The organism is Kitasatospora atroaurantiaca (assembly GCF_007828955.1).
Taxonomy (GTDB): Bacteria; Actinomycetota; Actinomycetes; order Streptomycetales; family Streptomycetaceae; genus Kitasatospora; species Kitasatospora atroaurantiaca.
In genome coordinates this window covers 2,218,095-2,234,615 of sequence record NZ_VIVR01000001.1, presented here as the reverse complement: position 1 = coordinate 2,234,615, position 16,521 = coordinate 2,218,095, and the positions used below count along the sequence as shown (strand labels likewise).

Here is a 16,521-nt window from a genome sequence, read left to right as displayed (position 1 = left end):
TGGCCCACATGACGACATTCCGCGGCCTCGCAACCATCCGTTACCACGCCGACGACCTGGCCGCCGCGCGTGACTGGTACACCGAAGTCCTGGGCGTGGAGCCGTACTTCGAACGGCCCGAGTACATCGAGTTCCGGCTCGGTGACTACCTGCAGGAGTTCGGCATCTCGCGCACTCCCTCCGCCCCGGCCGGCGTGGTCGCGTACTGGCACGTTGACGACGTCGACGCGGTGATGGCGCGGCTGCTGGAACTCGGCGCGAAGGAGCACGAGCCGCTGCGGAACTACGGCGACTTCCGGGCCGGAGCCGCGCTCGACCCGTTCGGCAACATCCTCGGCGTCATGCACAACCCTCACTACCTGGAGCTGCACACCGAACGCGAATGAGCCGCCCCTGCAGGTTGAGGATGTCCTCGTACCGGTTCCGGCACCTGACGCTCGGCCGACTGGAGTAGTCGGTCTTCGATCACGCCACCCTGCTCAGCGCACGGCCACATCCGGTAGTGCGCTGAGCGGAGTGGCTCCCGATTCACCTGCCCAAGACAGCCTGCCCGCGACGACTGTGGAGGGCTGACCCCATGAGGCCGGAGGCGGCGTCGTAGCCCTTCCGGCACAGCCCTGACTGCCAAGCTGGGGCCCGTCACGGCCAGCGGACCAGATGCGACTGGAGACCCCCATCGCCGATTCACCCGAAAGGGTGAATCGGCGATGGGGGTCTCGGCGATCGGCGCGCCGGCGGAGTGATCACCGAGGGATAGCGCCCGTCAGTAGGTGATGATCATTCGGGCCCCGGGCTTGTCGATGACGTACCCGCCGCCGATCTTGTCGTCCGGCGTCCCGGCCGGGTGGAGCGTGATGGTGGGCCGGACATCCCGCGCCCGGTCCCAGTGGCGGATCTGCTCGCACAGGCGGAAGGCGAGGTGCTGGCCGGCCGGGCCGTGGCCGGTCGCGCCGAGCTCGAAGCGGACGGAGCCTTCGATCTCACGGCGGGTCAGGGTGAGGTAGGCGAGGGAGTCACCCTCGGCCAGGGCGGGGCTGCGGCCGGGGATGGCGGGCTTGCACATGCCGCTGTCGGCGGCGGCCCGGTCGGCGGCGATGCGGCAGGTGGCCGGGTCGGTGGCGCTCAGCCGCAGCCAGACCCCGTCGAAGGACTCGTCGCCTGGGACCGTGACCCCGGAGGCGACGGCGGTCTTCGGCTGGTCGAGGACGCCTCGCAGGACGGCGGGGTCGATCGGCTGGTCGGCGTCGAAGTGCAGCGCGACCAGGCCGTCGGTGTCGATGGTGGCGGTGCGTTCGCCGTCCTGGCCGAGCATGGGGACGAAGCCGCACAGCTCGACCACGTCGGACACCATCCGGTCGCCCTGGCGGTCGAGGCCGAGGCAGCGGGCCTGGCCGCGCCAGCTGAGCGGGACGACGAGGCGGGCGCCGGGTTCCAGCTGGTCCCACCAGGCGGCGGGGACGTCCCAGGCGCCGACGGTGACGATCATCCGGGCGGGGTGTCCGTGCTCGGGGGCGCCGAGGGCGCCGTCGCGGGTGAGCACGGTGATGGCGGTGTTGCCGGTGGCCTCCAGCGCCTTGCGGGCGTGCGCGGTCACGTCCTCGTCGATGTCGAGGGTGACGACCCTGCCGGTGGGGCCGACCAGATGGGCCAGCAGGGCGGCGTTGTAGCCGGTGCCGGCGCCGATCTCCACGACGGTGTCGCCCTTCTCGGGCCGCAGCCACACCAGCATGTCGGCGACCAGCGACGGCACCGAGGCACAGCTGAGCGGCAGGCCGCCGGCCGGATTGGGCTTGATAGTCACGCTCTGGTCGGCGTACGCCTGCTCGGCGGTGGCATCGGGCACGAACTCGTGCCGGGGAACCGCCCGCAGGGCGTCCTCGACCTCTGCGGTGAGCGGGTGGGTGGCCGCGATGCTGTCGACCATCTGGTCCCGCAGCGTGTTCGGCGAGGCGGGGGTGGCGGTGCTCATCAGGGTGGGTGTCCTTCCGTAGCAGGGCGGGCCGCGGTCAGCCGGCCAGAAGCAGGCAGGCGTCCCAACGAGAGGCGGGCGGGGTGGTCACTGTGGTGGTGTGCTGGGCGAGCCGGAGCCCGGCTGTGCCTTCGAGCAGTCCGGCGGCCTCCGGCTGGCCGCCGCCGTGCAGGTAACGGTCCATCAGGGCCCGCAGCCTCGGCAGCTGGCGGGCGAGCCGGTCATCGCGGGCATCCGCGGCAGCCCGCCAGGTGGTCAGCAGGAGCCCGGCCCAGCCGTGGCAGAGGGTGGCGTCGGTGAGGTCGAACAGCTGGGCCGGGTCGCTGACGCACCCGGCGAGGGCATCTTCCGCGAGCTGCTGCCGGTCGGTGTCGTCGAGGGCGAGGCCGGCGAGTTGCTGGGCTCGGGCCTGGCCGGGGGTGCCGTAGCACCAGGACGGCCGCTGCGGGCCGCGCTGGCTGACCGCCCCGGCCTGCCACTCGGCCCGGGAGAGCATGCCCGGCCACCAGGCCCGTGCCCCGGCGCCCTGCCGGTGCCGGTCCAGCCAGGTGCAGATCCAAGCGATCGTGTCGGCCTGGCCGGGCATTCTGATGCCGTGTCTCATCACGGTCGACAGTAGCGCCAAGGGACCGGAAATGCCGTGGGCCAGACCGAGGTTGGCGTGCCCGCCGGGCCAGTGCCGGGACGGCAGGTCGACCGGGCCGTTCGCGCACCACCAGCCGGGCAGCACCTCGCCGTCGACGGTGACCGGGTCGGTGAGGCGAACCAGGTAGGCCAGGACATCCCGCAGCAGGTCGGTGTCGCCGTGACGGGCCAGCTGGTAGGCGCCGAGGCCGGTCAGTCCGCTGACCAGATCCCACTCCCGCAGCTCGGGCAACAGCCCGGCGTCGATGCGGGCGTGGGCGCCTTCCAGGCGGGTGCGGGTGACCTGGTCGACGTGCGGGTCCAGGGCCGCCAGCGCCCGCGCGTAGGAGGGGTTCTGGGCCGTGTTGAGGACGAACGCGACCGCCGGGGCACCGCGGAACAGGCCGTCGTCGGGCAGCGCGGTGACCGGCCGGCGGGTCATCGCCGCCGCCCACCGGTGAGCGTCCGCCCAGGGGATGGTGCCGGAGCGGGCGTACTCGATGTGCTCCAGCGCGGTCCCGGGGGCGCCGTCGGCCAGGGCCTGGCTCCAGCCCGGCTCCGGGTCGACTGCAGGCGGCTGCTGTGCCGCCTTCACCGCTCGCCTCCGATCGCGGCCTGGCGGGCGCGGGCGGCCTGCCGGGCCAGGTGGCGGCAGACCTTCTCACCGCCCGGGTCGAGGCCGACGGCCCGGTTGTGGTGCATGTGCAGCAGGGACTCCAGGACGGCGTCCGCGTCAGCGTCGTCGGGCAGGCTCTGCCGGTAGGCGGCCAGGGCCTTCGCGCGTTCCTCAAAGGCGGCGGCGATCTCAGCCGTCCAGCCCGGCGAGTCCGTGTGCGAGCCGAACCGGACCAGCGGGACGACCTGATCGGTGACGGCCCGGTCCGCTACCGCCGGTGCGACGGGCCGGGCGGCCAGCCAGCCCGTGGCGATGCCAGGTCCGAGGAAGCCTTCGGCGATGTGCACCATGTTCAGCGCGACCAGCGCGCTCGGGTGGACGGTGGCCGGCGGCAGGTGCCGAAGCTGGGCGATCACCAGGCGGGAGTCCGCGGTGAACACCCGCTCGGCGGCCTCCAGCGCCGGGCCGTTGCCGTAGCGGCCGATCTCCGGGGTGTACGTGTCGAGGGACAGGCCACCGGCCAGACCACCGTCTCGCAGCCGCTGACCCCACCGGCCGACCGCTTCCGCGACCTCGCCCTGCCCGCCGTCCGGGACGCGCAGTCGCAGGCGGAGGTGGTCGCTCTCGTTCGGGCTGCGGTAGCGGACGAACCAGCAGGGCGGCTGGTCGAGGGAGGCGAGGAGCTGGGGCAGGTGGGCGGTGATGATCTCGGTGAAGTACTCCGGGTGGGAGGGGATCTTCGCGTTCACCCAGCGGCCGGCCGGGATGCCGGGCAGGGTGCCGTGGGTGCGGGTGTCGATCCTCGGCAGCGACCCGGCCAGCGGCGACGGGGCCCCGGGCCCCGAGCGCGCGAGGGGGACGGCGATCTCGTGCGCGTGCCCGCCGAGCCAGCCGGAGTCCTCGGCGGTGGCGGTCTCGGTGAGGAACGCCTGCCCGGCCTGTTCCAGGTGGGCGGTGAGGATGGCGACGTGCAGCGGCTCGTCCAGGGCCAGCCGCAGGGTGCGGTCGTCGTCGCGCAGTTCCACCACGTCGGGGCACTGCCAGCGGCTCCGCCACCCGGTCAGGTCGGTCAGATCGGCCGGGGTGAGGAGCCAGCGGGCCGGGGCCAGGACGGTCCGGCCGTACCGGACCCGGGGCAGGTACGGCAGGGTGCGGGTGTGCGGGCCCCAGTCGAAGCCGGTCCAGGATGGGGAGAACGCGCGGGTGAGGTGGGCGAGGAACCGGGCGATCGGCGGTGTCTGCTTGTCCAGCGCCAGCGCGTGGAACACCTGCGGCTCGACGATGCGGCGCCGGGAGATGCTGACCAGGTACAGGCGGTCGCGGGTCGCGGTGACCGCGAGGTCGTCCACCGCGATGACCTCCGCCCCGTCGTCCACGGGGCGGTGCTCGCCGAGCGCCATGACGTGCGGCAGGTAGGCGGGGACGCGGGTGACGTTCTCCGAGTGCGGGAACAGCGCTGGGAAGGACAACTGCGCGGGCAGGGCCCCCTCCACCAGGGTCGGCATGCCCCGGTAGACCTCGGCGAGGCCGGCCCCGGTGGCGGTGACGGAGAACCGCGAGGTGAGCGTCCCTGCCGCGCGGGCCGGGGCGACCGTGAGCCGGTAGTCGCCGGAGCGGAGCGCGTCGAGGTCAGCGGCGTGGACGCGGGCGGAGATCTCGACGTGCGGTGCGATGAGCCGGGCGTCGAAGCGCAGGTCACCGGCCAGGGTGTCAATCGTCTCGTCGGTGAGGATGATCTCCCGGCTGCCGTCGGCGAGCGCCCGCCAGGCCAGTGCGAGCAGCCGCTCGTCGCGCTCGTTCGGGCCCCGGGTGGGAGGGGTCATCGTGCTGCCGGGGTACTCGGCTGGGTAGCCGAGTCCGGTGGCGGGGTCGAGGAGTTCGGTTAGCGGGACCAGGCTGCCGGTGCTGTAGCGCTCCCAGAACGCGGAGTGGTAGTTCCGCCAGACCGCGTCGCCGGTCGGCTGGCGGGTCAGCCGCAGCAGGGCACTGGCGGCCCGCTCCAGCTCCCTGACCAGGGCGGTGGGCAGCCGGGCGTCGCAGTCGAGGACCAGGTCCAGGGCCAGCGGCGTCCGCCCGTCCGTCGCCAGGCGGCGCATCCGCTGCCGGATCGCCTCGCGCTCACCGGCCAGATCGCTGCCGGGGTCCGCGTGGTTGTGTCGGTGCAGGTCTTCTTGGATCGCGGCCAGGTCGACCAGGACCGGCGCGGTGGCAGGGAGCATTGCCGCGCCGGCCTGGTGGAGCCGGTCGACGGCGTACGCGAGCGGATCGGTGACGGTCAGCGGAGCGCGGAGACTGGTGATCAGGAAGCCCTGCCGGACGAGCTCGGTCAGCAGCCCGGCGGCCTTGCTCTGCTCCACGCTGGCGGTCTGGGCGAGCTTGTCGGCCAGGGCGGCGAAGCGCGCGGGGGTGGCTGCGGCGTCCTGCACGAAGCGGATCACGCTGGTGCGGCGGATGCTCACCCGGTTCGGGCCGCCCTGGGTGATTTGGAGGCGACCGCCGCGCTGGGTGGCGAGGTTGTTGAACACCACGTCGAGGCGGTCCAGCAGCGCGGGGTCAGCCTCCAACTTGTCGATGACGGCGGACAGCCACTCGGTGTCGGCGCGGGCGACGGGCCGGTGCCCGGTGCCCCAGCGCACGTCCGGGGTGGGCCCGGTGGTGGCGTGGGCGACTCCGGCGAACAGGCCGAACGGGGTGGGGCGTCCGGTGGCTCGCAGGAGGTAGCGGGCGGCGGCGACGGCCGCCCGGCGGACCTGCTTGGGCTTCACCGGCTGGCCGGCCACTATGCCATCAATGCGCTCGGCCAGGCTGGTGCTGGCCTCGCGGATCGCGGCGGCGAAGCCGGCGTCGGACCAGACCTCCTCCATCCAGGTACGGCAGGAGGCCGGATCGGCCGGGTCCGGCCACCAGTCGGGAAGGCTGGTCAGCGGGGCGGCGGCAGCCCGCAGGAGGGCCGTCCCGGAGTGCTGGTAGAGCGAGCGGGCGTTCATCCATTCCTCCGCTGTCGGGGACCGGAAGGTGGGTGCTGGGGCCGGGGACTTCGCGTCCCCGGCCCCGGCGCGGTGCTGTGGATCAGACGGCACTGGCGCAGGAAGACGCGCAGGTCGGGGCGCATCCGTCCGAGGTGCCGCACGCCTTCGGCATGCGGTCGCCGCCGAACTCGGTGGTGACCGTCACGTCGAGGTCGAACGGGTCGGCCTCCAGCGCGTCCTGCGTGAGCACGGTGTTCGCCATGTCGGTACTCCTTCTGGGTCGGTACGGGTTCGGTGCCACCTCCCCGCTGTCGGGGAGGAGTCGGGGGGCCGGCCTCTGGCCTGGCCAGCACGACACACGGGGTCCTGCGACTGGCCGGTGTCTGCTGAGACGCAAAGCCCCGAGACAACCTGACAGGACACATGACGCCGAGCTTTCGCCGACGGACTGTCGGTGCGTCTTCAGGGAACCGCCGGCGGGCGGCAGCCGGTAGGGAGTCGGCGTGAGCTCGCACAGGACGTGCGCTCCTGGCATGCGCTGTGCGCGCTCTGTCGGCCAGTCACGTCCAGCAGTAGCGTGACCGGTCCGTCGAGTTGAGGGGTGTCCTTTGGCTGCGCCGACCGTGCACGCGCGTGAGGTGGGCTCTGTGATCCGTGGGGCCCGGGCTGCGGCCCGGATGACGCAGGCGCAGCTGGGCGAGCTGTGCGGGTACTCCTCGTCGGCGATCAGCCGCGTCGAGGGGGGCCGGTTGCGGCTGGCGCCGGAGACGCTGTTACGTGTCGCTGAGGTGCTGCGCATCGCACCGGAGGAGTTGGGTGTGGCGTCTCACCCGGTGGGGCGACCTGTACTGCGCGGGGCTGCCGGGGCGCAAGGGCCGGCGGCTAGGGTGGCGGGCACGGTGATGGTCGGTCAGGAGGATGCGGTGCGACGCAGGGAACTACTCGCCGGCGTGGTGGGTGTCGGCGCGGCGTTGGTCGCCTCTCCGGCCTCTGCTGTGCCTGTGCAGGCCGCGGTCCCGGCTGATCCAGTTGCGCCGCTGGAGCGGGCGCTGTTCCAGCCGCTGAGCGCGGAGCCTGTTCCGCCGGGCCAGCTGTCGGGGACGCTCGCTGCCGCCCGCGCAGACTTCTCCGCCGCGCGTTACAGAGCGCTGGGTGAGGCGCTGCCGGGGCTCTTGGCCGCCGCTGAGGCGTCGCGTGACGCCGCATCGGGGCTGGCCCGGGAACAGGCTCAGATGGCGGTTGCACGCGGCTACGTGCTGGCTACGGAGCTCGCGGTGAAGCAGCACTCCGATGTGGCGTGGGCTACCGCTGACCGGGCGTTGACCGCGGCGCGGGCGTCCGGTGACCCGGTGGTGATCGGGGAGGCAGCCCGCGTGCTGGCGATCACGATGCGCCGTGCAGGCCGCGCCGGTGCGGCGGTCGACCTGCTGCGCGACACCGCATCGGCACTCGGGGAGCAACGCGGCAGGGCGCCTCGCGCAGTGGAGGCCACGTTGCTGATGACGGCCGCGTACACCGCGGCGTGCAACGGCCGCCGCGGTGACGCGCTGGACCTGATGCGCGGGGCGCAGGACGCCGTGGAGCAGGTGCCGGCCGACGGCCCGGGAAGTGTCCTGTTCACGGTGGACGCAACGGCGGCGCAAGCCGACCTGTACTGGATCGGCGTGCACAACGCACTCGGCACGCCGGACGAGGCCGTGCGCTACGCCGCCCGAATTGACCCGGCGCTGCTGCCGACCGCTGAACGCCGGGCCCGGCTGGGTACGGACGCGGCAAGGATGTGGCACCAGCTGGGGGATCACCGCAGGACGTTCGCCGCCTTGAGGCTGGTGGAGCACGCGGCACCGGAGGAGGTGCGCAGGCCGGCGCTCCGGGCGATGACGGCTGGCCTGCTGTACGGACCGGTGGCGTTGCCCGGGTTGAAGGAGTTCGCACAGCGCACCGGTGTCGCGTAGGCAGGCTAGACACTGCGCCCGCGACGCGCCGCCGACGAGCAGGTCAGCAGGCGCCCCACTGCATCGCGGTGGGGCGCCTCAGCAGTTTCCGGGCCCGGCGCTGGAGGGTCCTTGGGCTCTCTGTTTTCAATCGGCGAGCGGATCGCGGGACGTGCGCGCCTTGACGCTGCAAGTCGATGTAGCTACGTTAATTGCTGTCAGAGCGCAGCAATTAACATGGGAGCTCGATGGACACCGCCACAACATGGCTGCGCCCGGAATTCAAGGGACGCGAGTCCGAACTGATCCAACTAGCTGCAGCCGCAGACCTCGTCGGGGTAACCCGCTCGACGGTATCCAACTGGGCGGCACGCCACGCCAACTTCCCGCGGATCGTCCTGCTCACCGGATCACTGCGCAAGCGCAGCAAGTTCGTCGTCCGCGAGGAGTTCCTCGCCTTCGCCCAGCAGCAGCTGAACAAGCCGCGACGCGGCGGGGGCCGACAGTCGGCCCCGCACAGGCCCAAGGCGGTCATCCGCGCCTCACAGGTCGAGAACCTGGAGCGCCAGGTCGCCCGCCTCACAGAACTGGCCGACCGCCGCGCCCAGGCCGCCGTGCATTCGCGCGCCGCCCTGCACACCGCCCGGCAGAAGCTCCAGGACGCCCGGGCCGCGCTCGCCGCAGAGGTCGAAGCCGTCCAGAAGATCATCCGCCCCGCCGACTGAAGGAGAACCGGCCATCAACGCCCAGCGGCAAGCAGCGCGGGCGTGTTCGTCTCGCCGTCGCGATTCCTGCGGGCGGCGGCCCGATGAACGTTCGCCTCGAACCCCGGCCGCGACCGTTGAGCGCGCCCGCACCGTTTGCGAGCACTGCCTTGAGGAGTACGAGGCAGACGAGCTGACCCGGATCACAACGGCGACCGGACCTGCAAGGACTGCCTGAGCTCGTAGAGGGCCAGCCCGACACCGCCGGCGGCTTCACCTTCGCCTACGCCCGCTGACCCGCCCTCAGCCCACCAACCTTCGCACCACCACCGATCGGAGACGGAAGTGGCCCAGAACATCGCCGAGTGCGGCACCTGCGGAGAGACGAACTTCTGCAACTGGTACGGCAAGGACGCCCCGAAGGACAGCTACGGGCGCATCGACCGCGACTACATGGACAGCAACCCCGTGGCGTACTGCTCCGAGGAGTGCCGCGACAAGGCCGATGCTGGCCCCACCACCCCGGAGGACACCGTGGCCACCAATCAGATCCCTACCGACCTCTCCGATCTGATCGCCTTGCTCAACGCCACCCCCGCCAACGAGCGCCAGCAGATCAGCGACCGCCTCGCCGCACAGCTCGGAGACCAGGAGCGCTCCTACAAGCTGTTCGACGAGGCCGAGACCGTGGTCCGGAACGACGAGCAGATCGAGGTGCTGCGCGGCGAACTCGGCGGCGCCATCGGCGAGGCCCTGATGAGCATCCGTGAGGCCGAGGGCCTGATCGACCGCCTGGCCAGCAACGGGGTCTACGACATCGAGTACGCCGAGAGCGTGGCGGCCGCCGACCTGCGCCACGTGGTGGCCGAAGCCTCGCGTGCCATGAGGATCGCCCAGGCCCTTCAGTCGCACATCGAGCGCTGACCCCACCCCCAGAACGGCCCGGCTGTTCGTGACCTGCCCGCACTGCCGGGCCGCACCACCCGAAGGAGCCACACCATGACCTACCGCCGCCTCAAGGGTCAGACGAAACCCCTCGGCATTGCGTGGGACGACACCACCCGCCTGTGGTTCTGGGACTGCCGGATCTGCCCCGGCATTCCCACCGTCGGCCACGCCAGCACCCAGGCCGCCGCGCTCACTGCCGCATTGGGCCACGCCAAAGCCAGCGCCCGCCACCAGAGCCCGGTGTGCCGCTGCGACGAGCCCGACGCCGACCCGTACGAGTGCGAGGCCGGCGACTGCACCGGTTACTTCTCCGAGCTCAACCCGCACGGTTCTTCGCGCCCCGTCGATGTGCCCAGTGCGAAGGTCTCCCGCACCTGCCCCGTGTGCGGCTGGCGGACCTCCGTCTGGCACGTCGACGACGGGTCGGCCGAAGCCGAGCTGCATGGCCACGTGACCCGCGCCCACCACGGCAGTTACGAGAAGGCGAGCACCAGCGCATGAGCCAGTCCCAACCGACCGGTTTCTGCCCCGTCTGCAAGCGCCCCTTCCGTCTCCGCGTGAACGGCACCGTCTGGAACCACACCGGGTACGGGGCTGCCCAGGTCGGGTACCGGACGCCGAGCTGCCCCGGCTCTGGCAAGGCCCCCGACATCCAGCACCTCACCCCGGAGCGCGAGCAGGAGATCGACGAGCTCCTCACCGAGACCGACGAGTTGCTCAATGGGCTGGAACAGGCCTTCGCCATCCGCCAGCACATCGCCGGGATGAAGGCGCACTGGTCGCTGACCGGCCCGGACGGCACCAGCCCGACGTGAACGACCTGGATGACCTGGTCAACGCCTGACCGGCCGCAACGCCAAGCCAGCCCAACTACAAGGAGCACCCAATGACCCAGCCCCTCGACCTCGACGCGATCGAGGCCCGGCACGAGTACTACCTGGCGCGCCGCAGCAGCCGGTCGTGCCCGGCCCACCCCAGTGCGGACGACGTGCTCGCGCTGGCCGCTGAGATCCGCCGGCTCCGCGCACAGCTCGCCGGTCGCCGCGACCAGGTCCTCACCGAAGCCGCTGTGCATCTGGAGCGCATCGCGGATGAGACCGAGGCCCAGGTTGCTGCGCACTATGGCCGGGCCTCGGGAATCGGGCCCGGCTCCGCCGACATGGTCCGCGAGGCTGCCCGATCGGTACGCAGCCTCGCCGCCCTCGCCACCTCCCCGTCTGTCTGAGAGGCCGCCATGACCACCACCCCGCAGCCAGAGACCGGCATGGACCCGCGCCTGGCCGAGGACCTCAACGAGCTCTTCGAAATCCACGAGCTCAGCCCCGGTGACCGCCTCGACCGCAATGCCATTGAGCAGCTCGCCGAGCACCTCCGCGACCACGCCGCCCGCACCCACCCCCACCACTACTACTACGAGCAGGACGAGTACCCCGTCGTCATCGAGGTGACCGAGCGGCGCATCATCTGGGTCGAGGCCGACTCCGCCGACGAGGCTGTCAAGGCTGTGCGGAATGACGGCTCCTGGTACGAGCGGATCCCCTCCGGCGAACCGGCCATTGACGGCTGGCACGAGGTGCGCCCGCCTCACCCGCACGAGCTGCAGCACGACATCCACGGCAACCAGGGCCCGGCCGGCCCGGCACCGCAGTGCCAGGAATGCAAGGAACGCCCCTACGGGCCAGGGCTCCTACTGACCGCCCATACCGAGAACTGCACTGCGGCTGAAGCCCTGAAGAGTGCCCGATGACCATCACCCTGCCGGAGCCCCATCGCATCCAGCGCCGCCGAGTCAAGGGTTGGCGTGCCCCTGAAGGAGTGGTGTACGTCGGCCGTGGCACGAAGTGGGGCAACCCCTGGGCCTACCGCACCCCCAGCGCGCTCGCCCGCGTTCCCGCCCTTGACGGAGCGCCCTGGGAGCACGAGGGCCGCATCAAGGCTCCGAAGATGCACCACGCCTACTGCCACCCGGACGGGCGCACTACCCATCACTTCGTCCGCCACATGACCCGCGCCGAGTGCGTCGAGATGTACCGGCAGGCACTCACCGCCCCGACCGACAAGGTCCACGTCTGGCATGGGACCGGGCTTCCGTGGCTCACCGCGGAGGACGTGTCCCGCGAGCTCGCCGGGCGGGACCTCATGTGCTGGTGTCCGCCAACAGCTGCCTGTCACGCGGACGTCCTGCTCGAACTCGCGAACCCCGCCCCGACCGCGTTGGAGGACTGACCCATGGCCTATGACTACGAGCGCATCGCCAACGAGTTCGCCGGCCCCAACGCGCAGGACATGGTCCGCGCTGTTGCCGAGAACCTGCACTACAACGAGTCGATGCACATGCATGAGCAGATCGAGGCCACCGAACCCTGCTCATACTGCTGGCTCCGCGCCGGCCGTTCCGTCCGAGTCATGCGGCAGTTCGAAAGCCAGCCCACCCCCGCCTCCTCCCCGTCTGTCTGAGAGGCCGCCATGAAGATCATCCTCGACGTTCCCGAATACGACTGGTCCGGAAACGGACACCCCGAGGACACCGACACCGAGTGCGGTATCTGCCACGACCCGATCGAAGGCGCCTCTGTCAAGCTCCCCTGGATCCGTGGCGGCCACGTCTGCGCCGACGAAGGCAGCACCTGCCTGCCAGCGGCGGTCAAGTACCTGGAGTCCCAGGGGGCCGGCGCATGGCTGTACATCGCCGAGGGCGTGGCGAAGGCCCCGCATCGGCACACGGCGGCCACGATCCGCGCCGTCATCCAGAACCTCGCCAAGGCCGCCGCTTCGTCTCCCCTGGGGGCTGAGATGACCACCACCCCGCTGCACCTGGAGCCGAACGCCTGCGGGACCTGTCGCCAGCACGCCGACAACGGCCGGCCCGCCAGCCACCCCGAGTGTGTCCAGCGCGCCACGCTGCTCCCCGCGCCGGACGCCCCGGGCCACGAGGAACTGGGCGAGCTCACCGACGAGCAGAAGGCCGCCCTGCCCGCCCGCTTCCACACCCCGGTCTGGGAGGGCAACGCCACCCCGAACGCGTGGCTGTGCGCGGTCTGCTGGGGCGACGGCTGGGTCACCCAGTGGCCTTGCGAGACCGCCGCCAGGCACGGCGCCGAGGTATTCACCCCCGAGCACCACGCCGAGCAGGCCCGCGATCGATTGGCCGCCGAGTTGGGCCGGGTCCGTGCCGAACTCGCCACCGTCGCCGGATCTTCGAAGGCTTCGGCCGCATCCTCGCCACCAGCTCCCGGGACTGGGCCGCCTACTCCGCCGACGCCTGGCTGTGGGCCGTGATTTGCAGCTGGGACTGCGAGCAGACCGAGCACGACGATATCTGCACCCACAGCGCGATGGAGGAGACGGCCCAACTGCACGGCTGGGACGAGCCGACCGTCGCCAAGGCCCGCCGTTACCGCGCGGTCGTCCGATCCATCCTCGCCGCTTCCCCGTCTGCCTGACACCCGGAAGGGACCCGCCGGTGCTCACTACCGCTGACGCCGCCTGGATCCGCCAGCACTCGTGGACCCAGGGCATGCGCGAGACCTACGCCGAGGTCCCCGAGGTCTACACCGCCTGCGCCTGCCGGTGGGGCGCCTCCGGCCACTGCGAGCACGGCCGACACAACAGGTGCCACACCACCGGCCGGCCCGTTCCCGCAGCTGTCGTCTGCCGGACCGACGGCGAGACCCCCGTTCCCGGCCGGCCCGCGCTGTGGTTGACCGGCCGGGACTGCCGGTGGCAGTGCCCGTGCGGCTGCCATGTCCCCGGCGGGCTGTGAGATCGCCCCGGTCGAGCTGGGAGGCGCCCAGCAGTTTGACCTCTTCGCCGCCACCATGTCCACCGGAGAGCCCGATGCCGATTCGCCCCGAGAACCGTAGCCGCTACCCGGCTGACTGGCCGGCCATCAGCCACCGCATCCGGTTCGAACGTGCGGCGGGCCGCTGCGAGTGCCTCGGAGAATGCGGACGCGGTACGCACACCGGCCGCTGCCCGAACCTCAACGGCGGCGACGCGTACGGCACCGGCTCCCGGGTGGTGCTCACCGTCGCGCACCTCGACCACACCCCCGAGAACTGCGACCCCGCCAACCTCCGCGCCATGTGCCAGGGCTGCCACCTGCACTACGACCGCGACCACCACCGCGAAACGGCAGCCCGGACCCGCGCCGCAGCGCTCGCAGCAGCCGGCCAACTCGCCTTCCCCGTCGACTGAACAGGGACACGCGTGAGCGTTCGGACCGCCCGCGAGCGCTTCGAAGTGGACCGAGCACAGGCGCTGGGAAACCGTCCCCCGACTGACCCCCACCCTGGAAGGATCGACTGCATGACGACCCGCGTGTTCCCCCTCGCCGACATCCTGTCCGTCACCACCGAGAAGCTCCTCTCCCGGCGCCGCATGGACGGAGTCGCGGACCTGCTGAACTGGATGACCGGCGACCGCCTGGAGATCTGGCAGATGCTCCGCGCCAGTGACGAGTGCGAGGCGGCGCTCGTCCAGCAGCATCCGTTCCTCGCCGGTCTGAAGCCGCCGCAGGCTCCGGATCGGGCTGAGCTGTACGCCTGGCTGGTCGAGGCCGAGCGTGTGCACGGGGAGCAGCTGGAGGTGGCCGCGCTGACCAACTGGGTGAGTCAGGACCCGGCCGTCGAGCTGTTGGACCGGATCCACCTGGCGAAGCTGGCCGTGCAGGAGTGCCCGTGAGCATCCGCCCCCAAGACCTGCCCGAACTCCGAGCCGCACTGCTCGACTGGACCAGAAGGCACGGCTCCGACTACTTCAAGTCCTGCGTCCAGGACGGAGCACAGCGGCTCTTCTTCCCTGCCGATCCTCAGACTGCAGGGCACTGGTTCGCCAACACCGACGCTGATCGTCTTGCGAAGGCAGACCTGTACTGGGTGTCTGCCGAGATGACGGAGCTGTGCGTAGCTGCTGCAAAGAGCATGCCCGAGTGGGAGCTTGCGCCGGAGGATGTTCCCTCCCAGCAGGGCTTCATCCTCTTCGAGGGGCTGGCCTCACTCAGGCCGGACTATCCGTCGACGGCCTTCTCGTGGGGCCCATGCCCGCGGCTTGCCGCTCAGGCGACGCTGAAGGGCGGTGCTGGCCTCTGGCTGAGCGCCTACACGGATGTGGCTGCGGCGTACGAGCTTGCTGGCGTCGCATTGGACTCGATGCGGGTTCCGATGGCGCCGTTGATGTACGCAGGGGAGTCCCTTGCGGCATATGGCCATCGCGAGGCCGGTGACGTCAGCATCAACACTGTCGACGGCGACGAGGTCGTCTCCGATGACGACGAGCTCCTGACGAGCAGGGTGGGCTCGCTCGCACTCATCAAGACCGCGTGGCTCCTCTTGCAACAGGGCCTCGTTGATGTGTCTGAGCTTCAGCCTGACCGGGCCACTGTGAAGCGGCTGCGCCGGGCCGGCCATGCTGAGGACCTGACAGCCACTCGGGTGATCGACCTTCGTCACCGCACGACTGGGACGGGAGCGTCAGCCGATCGAGAGTTCCGTCACCAGTGGATCGTGAAGGGGCACTGGCGTCAGCAGTGGTACCCGTCCCGCGAGGTGCACCGTCCGGTGTGGACCGCCCCGCACGTGAAGGGCCCCGAGGGTGCTCCGCTTATCGGCGGCGAGAAGGTCTACGCCTGGAAGCGCTGACAGAACGCAGCTGCGCCCCGCGGTTGTTCACGGCGGGGCGCTGTTGTGTCACTGCTGGGGCCACTGTCCGGTGCCGCTCCACGTCGGGCCGGCGGGTGGCTGCCCGGGGTGCTGCGGCGGGGGCGGGTATGCGCCCTGTGGCGGCCCGTAGCCCGGGGGTGGCCCTCCGGGTCCAGGCGGGCCCTGATAGCCCGCGTACGGTGGCGCCACATGGCCGCTTGAGGTCGTCACGGTCTTGCGGCCCATCGCCGCAGCGATCGGCCAGCCAGTGATCGCCCAGATCCCGCACGTGATGATGCTGAGGAAGACGTGCAGGCCGTGGTTCGCGCCGCGCTTGACGACCTGACGCTGCGGCGGCGGTGGAGGGTAGGACACTCGTGGTTCCCCTGCTCGTGCGAAACGGATGGGGAGCAGCGTGACAGGGGCATGTGATGGTGTGTGGGGGAGTTGCCGAGCCGTTACGTCGCGTTGCCGATGTTCATCAGTTGCCGCGGAGCCTCCGGTTCGCGCGCTCTGCAGCTTCGGACGCGGCATTGGCCTTCGCCACGTAGTCCTCCACCTCAGTCCTGAGTGCCTCGTTGTGCTCGGCCGTCAGGGCATTGATGGCCGCGACCGCCGCGCTGATCGCCTCTAGATCTGCGGCGAACCAAGCTTGAACGTCTGGGTCGCCTCCCTGCTCGGCCGGGTCGATGCCCTCAGCTGTGACGCGGATCCTGAACTGCTCGACGTCTCCCTTCGGAAGGTTCGACAGCTCAGGGGCGCTTGCCTGGAAGCCATCTGCGAGGCGGTGCTCAAGCAGGTCTCCGGTGCCCGTGAACGGGATGGTCATTGAGAACTCCAGGCTGTCGCCTTTGGCGGCCGCACGATACTGCGCATCGCCGAGCGTGATGGGTGTGAGCGTGTACGCGGTGACGGCGTTGCCGGCGGGTCTCTGGTGGCGGCGGACTTCGTCGACCGCCTTCTTCCTGAGGCTGGCAAGTTCGGTCTTCAGGTTGCTGCTGCTGAAGAGGCGTCCGGTCATCGTGGCGCTCCTGACGCTCGGGTCTTCAGGATCTCGCCAGGCTGGCCAGCGCGCATGTTCTCGAAGGCTGTGAGCAGGCTCGGCGGCGGTCAGCAGT

General features: G+C 71.1%; 21 protein-coding genes. 16 read left to right on the top strand and 5 right to left on the bottom strand.

The window, feature by feature from the left end; translation table 11 throughout:
* Positions 1–8: 8 nt before the first annotated feature.
* Entirely contained in the window at positions 9–386 is a 378-nt protein-coding gene (locus tag FB465_RS10320; RefSeq protein ID WP_246192603.1) for a VOC family protein, read from the top strand.
* 377 nt (positions 387–763) lie between these two features.
* On the opposite strand, the gene fxlM is transcribed toward FB465_RS10320, so the two are convergent.
* The 4 genes from fxlM to FB465_RS10300 form a co-directional block, all read right to left on the bottom strand.
* Positions 764–1,969 carry a methyltransferase, FxLD system gene (gene fxlM / locus FB465_RS10315; protein ID WP_145789681.1) on the bottom strand — a complete coding sequence of 402 codons (1,206 nt, stop codon included), beginning with the start codon at positions 1,967–1,969 and terminating at the stop codon, positions 764–766.
* Between the two features lie 37 nt (positions 1,970–2,006).
* Positions 2,007–3,188 carry a lanthionine synthetase C family protein gene (locus FB465_RS10310; RefSeq protein ID WP_145789679.1) on the bottom strand — a complete coding sequence of 394 codons (1,182 nt, stop codon included), beginning with the start codon at positions 3,186–3,188 and terminating at the stop codon, positions 2,007–2,009.
* Positions 3,185–6,196: a lantibiotic dehydratase gene (locus FB465_RS10305; RefSeq protein WP_145789677.1), complete on the bottom strand. Its 3,012-nt coding sequence runs from the start codon at positions 6,194–6,196 to the stop codon at positions 3,185–3,187. Before FB465_RS10305 ends, FB465_RS10310 begins: the two co-directional genes overlap by 4 nt.
* A gap of 82 nt (positions 6,197–6,278) precedes the next feature.
* Positions 6,279–6,440, bottom strand: coding sequence for an FxLD family lanthipeptide (locus FB465_RS10300; RefSeq protein ID WP_145789675.1), 162 nt, complete (start codon positions 6,438–6,440; stop codon positions 6,279–6,281).
* 361 nt (positions 6,441–6,801) lie between these two features.
* On the opposite strand from FB465_RS10300, the gene FB465_RS10295 reads away from it, so the two are divergent.
* The 15 genes from FB465_RS10295 to FB465_RS10230 all read left to right on the top strand — a co-directional run bounded on the left by FB465_RS10295 (position 6,802) and on the right by FB465_RS10230 (position 15,403).
* A complete protein-coding gene (locus FB465_RS10295; protein WP_281292381.1) occupies positions 6,802–8,133 on the top strand; it encodes a helix-turn-helix domain-containing protein in 1,332 nt (443 codons plus the stop codon).
* Positions 8,134–8,360: 227 nt separating this feature from the next.
* On the top strand, positions 8,361–8,837 hold the full coding sequence (locus FB465_RS10290; protein ID WP_145789671.1) for a hypothetical protein: 477 nt from the start codon (positions 8,361–8,363) through the stop codon (positions 8,835–8,837).
* Between the two features lie 324 nt (positions 8,838–9,161).
* Positions 9,162–9,740 (top strand): hypothetical protein, encoded by a 579-nt coding sequence (locus tag FB465_RS10285; RefSeq protein ID WP_145789669.1) that lies wholly within the window; start codon positions 9,162–9,164, stop codon positions 9,738–9,740.
* A 75-nt stretch (positions 9,741–9,815) separates the two neighbouring features.
* Positions 9,816–10,265: a hypothetical protein gene (locus FB465_RS10280; protein WP_145789667.1), complete on the top strand. Its 450-nt coding sequence runs from the start codon at positions 9,816–9,818 to the stop codon at positions 10,263–10,265.
* Entirely contained in the window at positions 10,262–10,579 is a 318-nt protein-coding gene (locus FB465_RS10275; RefSeq protein ID WP_145789665.1) for a hypothetical protein, read from the top strand. The genes FB465_RS10280 and FB465_RS10275 overlap by 4 nt, the downstream gene beginning before the upstream one ends.
* A 71-nt stretch (positions 10,580–10,650) precedes the next feature.
* Positions 10,651–10,989: a hypothetical protein gene (locus FB465_RS10270; RefSeq protein ID WP_145789663.1), complete on the top strand. Its 339-nt coding sequence runs from the start codon at positions 10,651–10,653 to the stop codon at positions 10,987–10,989.
* A gap of 9 nt (positions 10,990–10,998) precedes the next feature.
* Positions 10,999–11,511: a hypothetical protein gene (locus FB465_RS10265; RefSeq protein WP_145789661.1), complete on the top strand. Its 513-nt coding sequence runs from the start codon at positions 10,999–11,001 to the stop codon at positions 11,509–11,511.
* On the top strand, positions 11,508–11,990 hold the full coding sequence (locus FB465_RS10260) for a DUF4326 domain-containing protein (RefSeq protein ID WP_145789659.1): 483 nt from the start codon (positions 11,508–11,510) through the stop codon (positions 11,988–11,990). Before FB465_RS10265 ends, FB465_RS10260 begins: the two co-directional genes overlap by 4 nt.
* 3 nt (positions 11,991–11,993) lie before the next feature.
* On the top strand, positions 11,994–12,221 hold the full coding sequence (locus FB465_RS10255) for a hypothetical protein (RefSeq protein ID WP_145789657.1): 228 nt from the start codon (positions 11,994–11,996) through the stop codon (positions 12,219–12,221).
* A gap of 9 nt (positions 12,222–12,230) precedes the next feature.
* The gene (locus FB465_RS35720) at positions 12,231–13,043 is read left to right on the top strand and encodes a hypothetical protein (protein WP_170290550.1); all 813 of its coding nucleotides are present in this window, start codon (positions 12,231–12,233) and stop codon (positions 13,041–13,043) included.
* Positions 13,040–13,207, top strand: coding sequence for a hypothetical protein (locus tag FB465_RS35715; RefSeq protein ID WP_170290549.1), 168 nt, complete (start codon positions 13,040–13,042; stop codon positions 13,205–13,207). Before FB465_RS35720 ends, FB465_RS35715 begins: the two co-directional genes overlap by 4 nt.
* A 20-nt stretch (positions 13,208–13,227) precedes the next feature.
* Positions 13,228–13,527: a DUF6248 family natural product biosynthesis protein gene (locus FB465_RS10245; protein WP_145789655.1), complete on the top strand. Its 300-nt coding sequence runs from the start codon at positions 13,228–13,230 to the stop codon at positions 13,525–13,527.
* Between the two features lie 74 nt (positions 13,528–13,601).
* Positions 13,602–13,961 carry a hypothetical protein gene (locus FB465_RS10240; RefSeq protein ID WP_145789653.1) on the top strand — a complete coding sequence of 120 codons (360 nt, stop codon included), beginning with the start codon at positions 13,602–13,604 and terminating at the stop codon, positions 13,959–13,961.
* A gap of 111 nt (positions 13,962–14,072) precedes the next feature.
* Complete coding sequence (locus tag FB465_RS10235; RefSeq protein WP_145789652.1) at positions 14,073–14,447, top strand: DUF7736 domain-containing protein; 375 nt, start codon at positions 14,073–14,075, stop codon at positions 14,445–14,447.
* The gene (locus tag FB465_RS10230) at positions 14,444–15,403 is read left to right on the top strand and encodes a hypothetical protein (protein WP_145789650.1); all 960 of its coding nucleotides are present in this window, start codon (positions 14,444–14,446) and stop codon (positions 15,401–15,403) included. Before FB465_RS10235 ends, FB465_RS10230 begins: the two co-directional genes overlap by 4 nt.
* A 481-nt stretch (positions 15,404–15,884) precedes the next feature.
* Here FB465_RS10230 and FB465_RS10220 read toward each other — a convergent pair whose 3' ends face one another.
* Positions 15,885–16,424: a hypothetical protein gene (locus tag FB465_RS10220; RefSeq protein WP_145789646.1), complete on the bottom strand. Its 540-nt coding sequence runs from the start codon at positions 16,422–16,424 to the stop codon at positions 15,885–15,887.
* Positions 16,425–16,521: the final 97 nt, after the last annotated feature.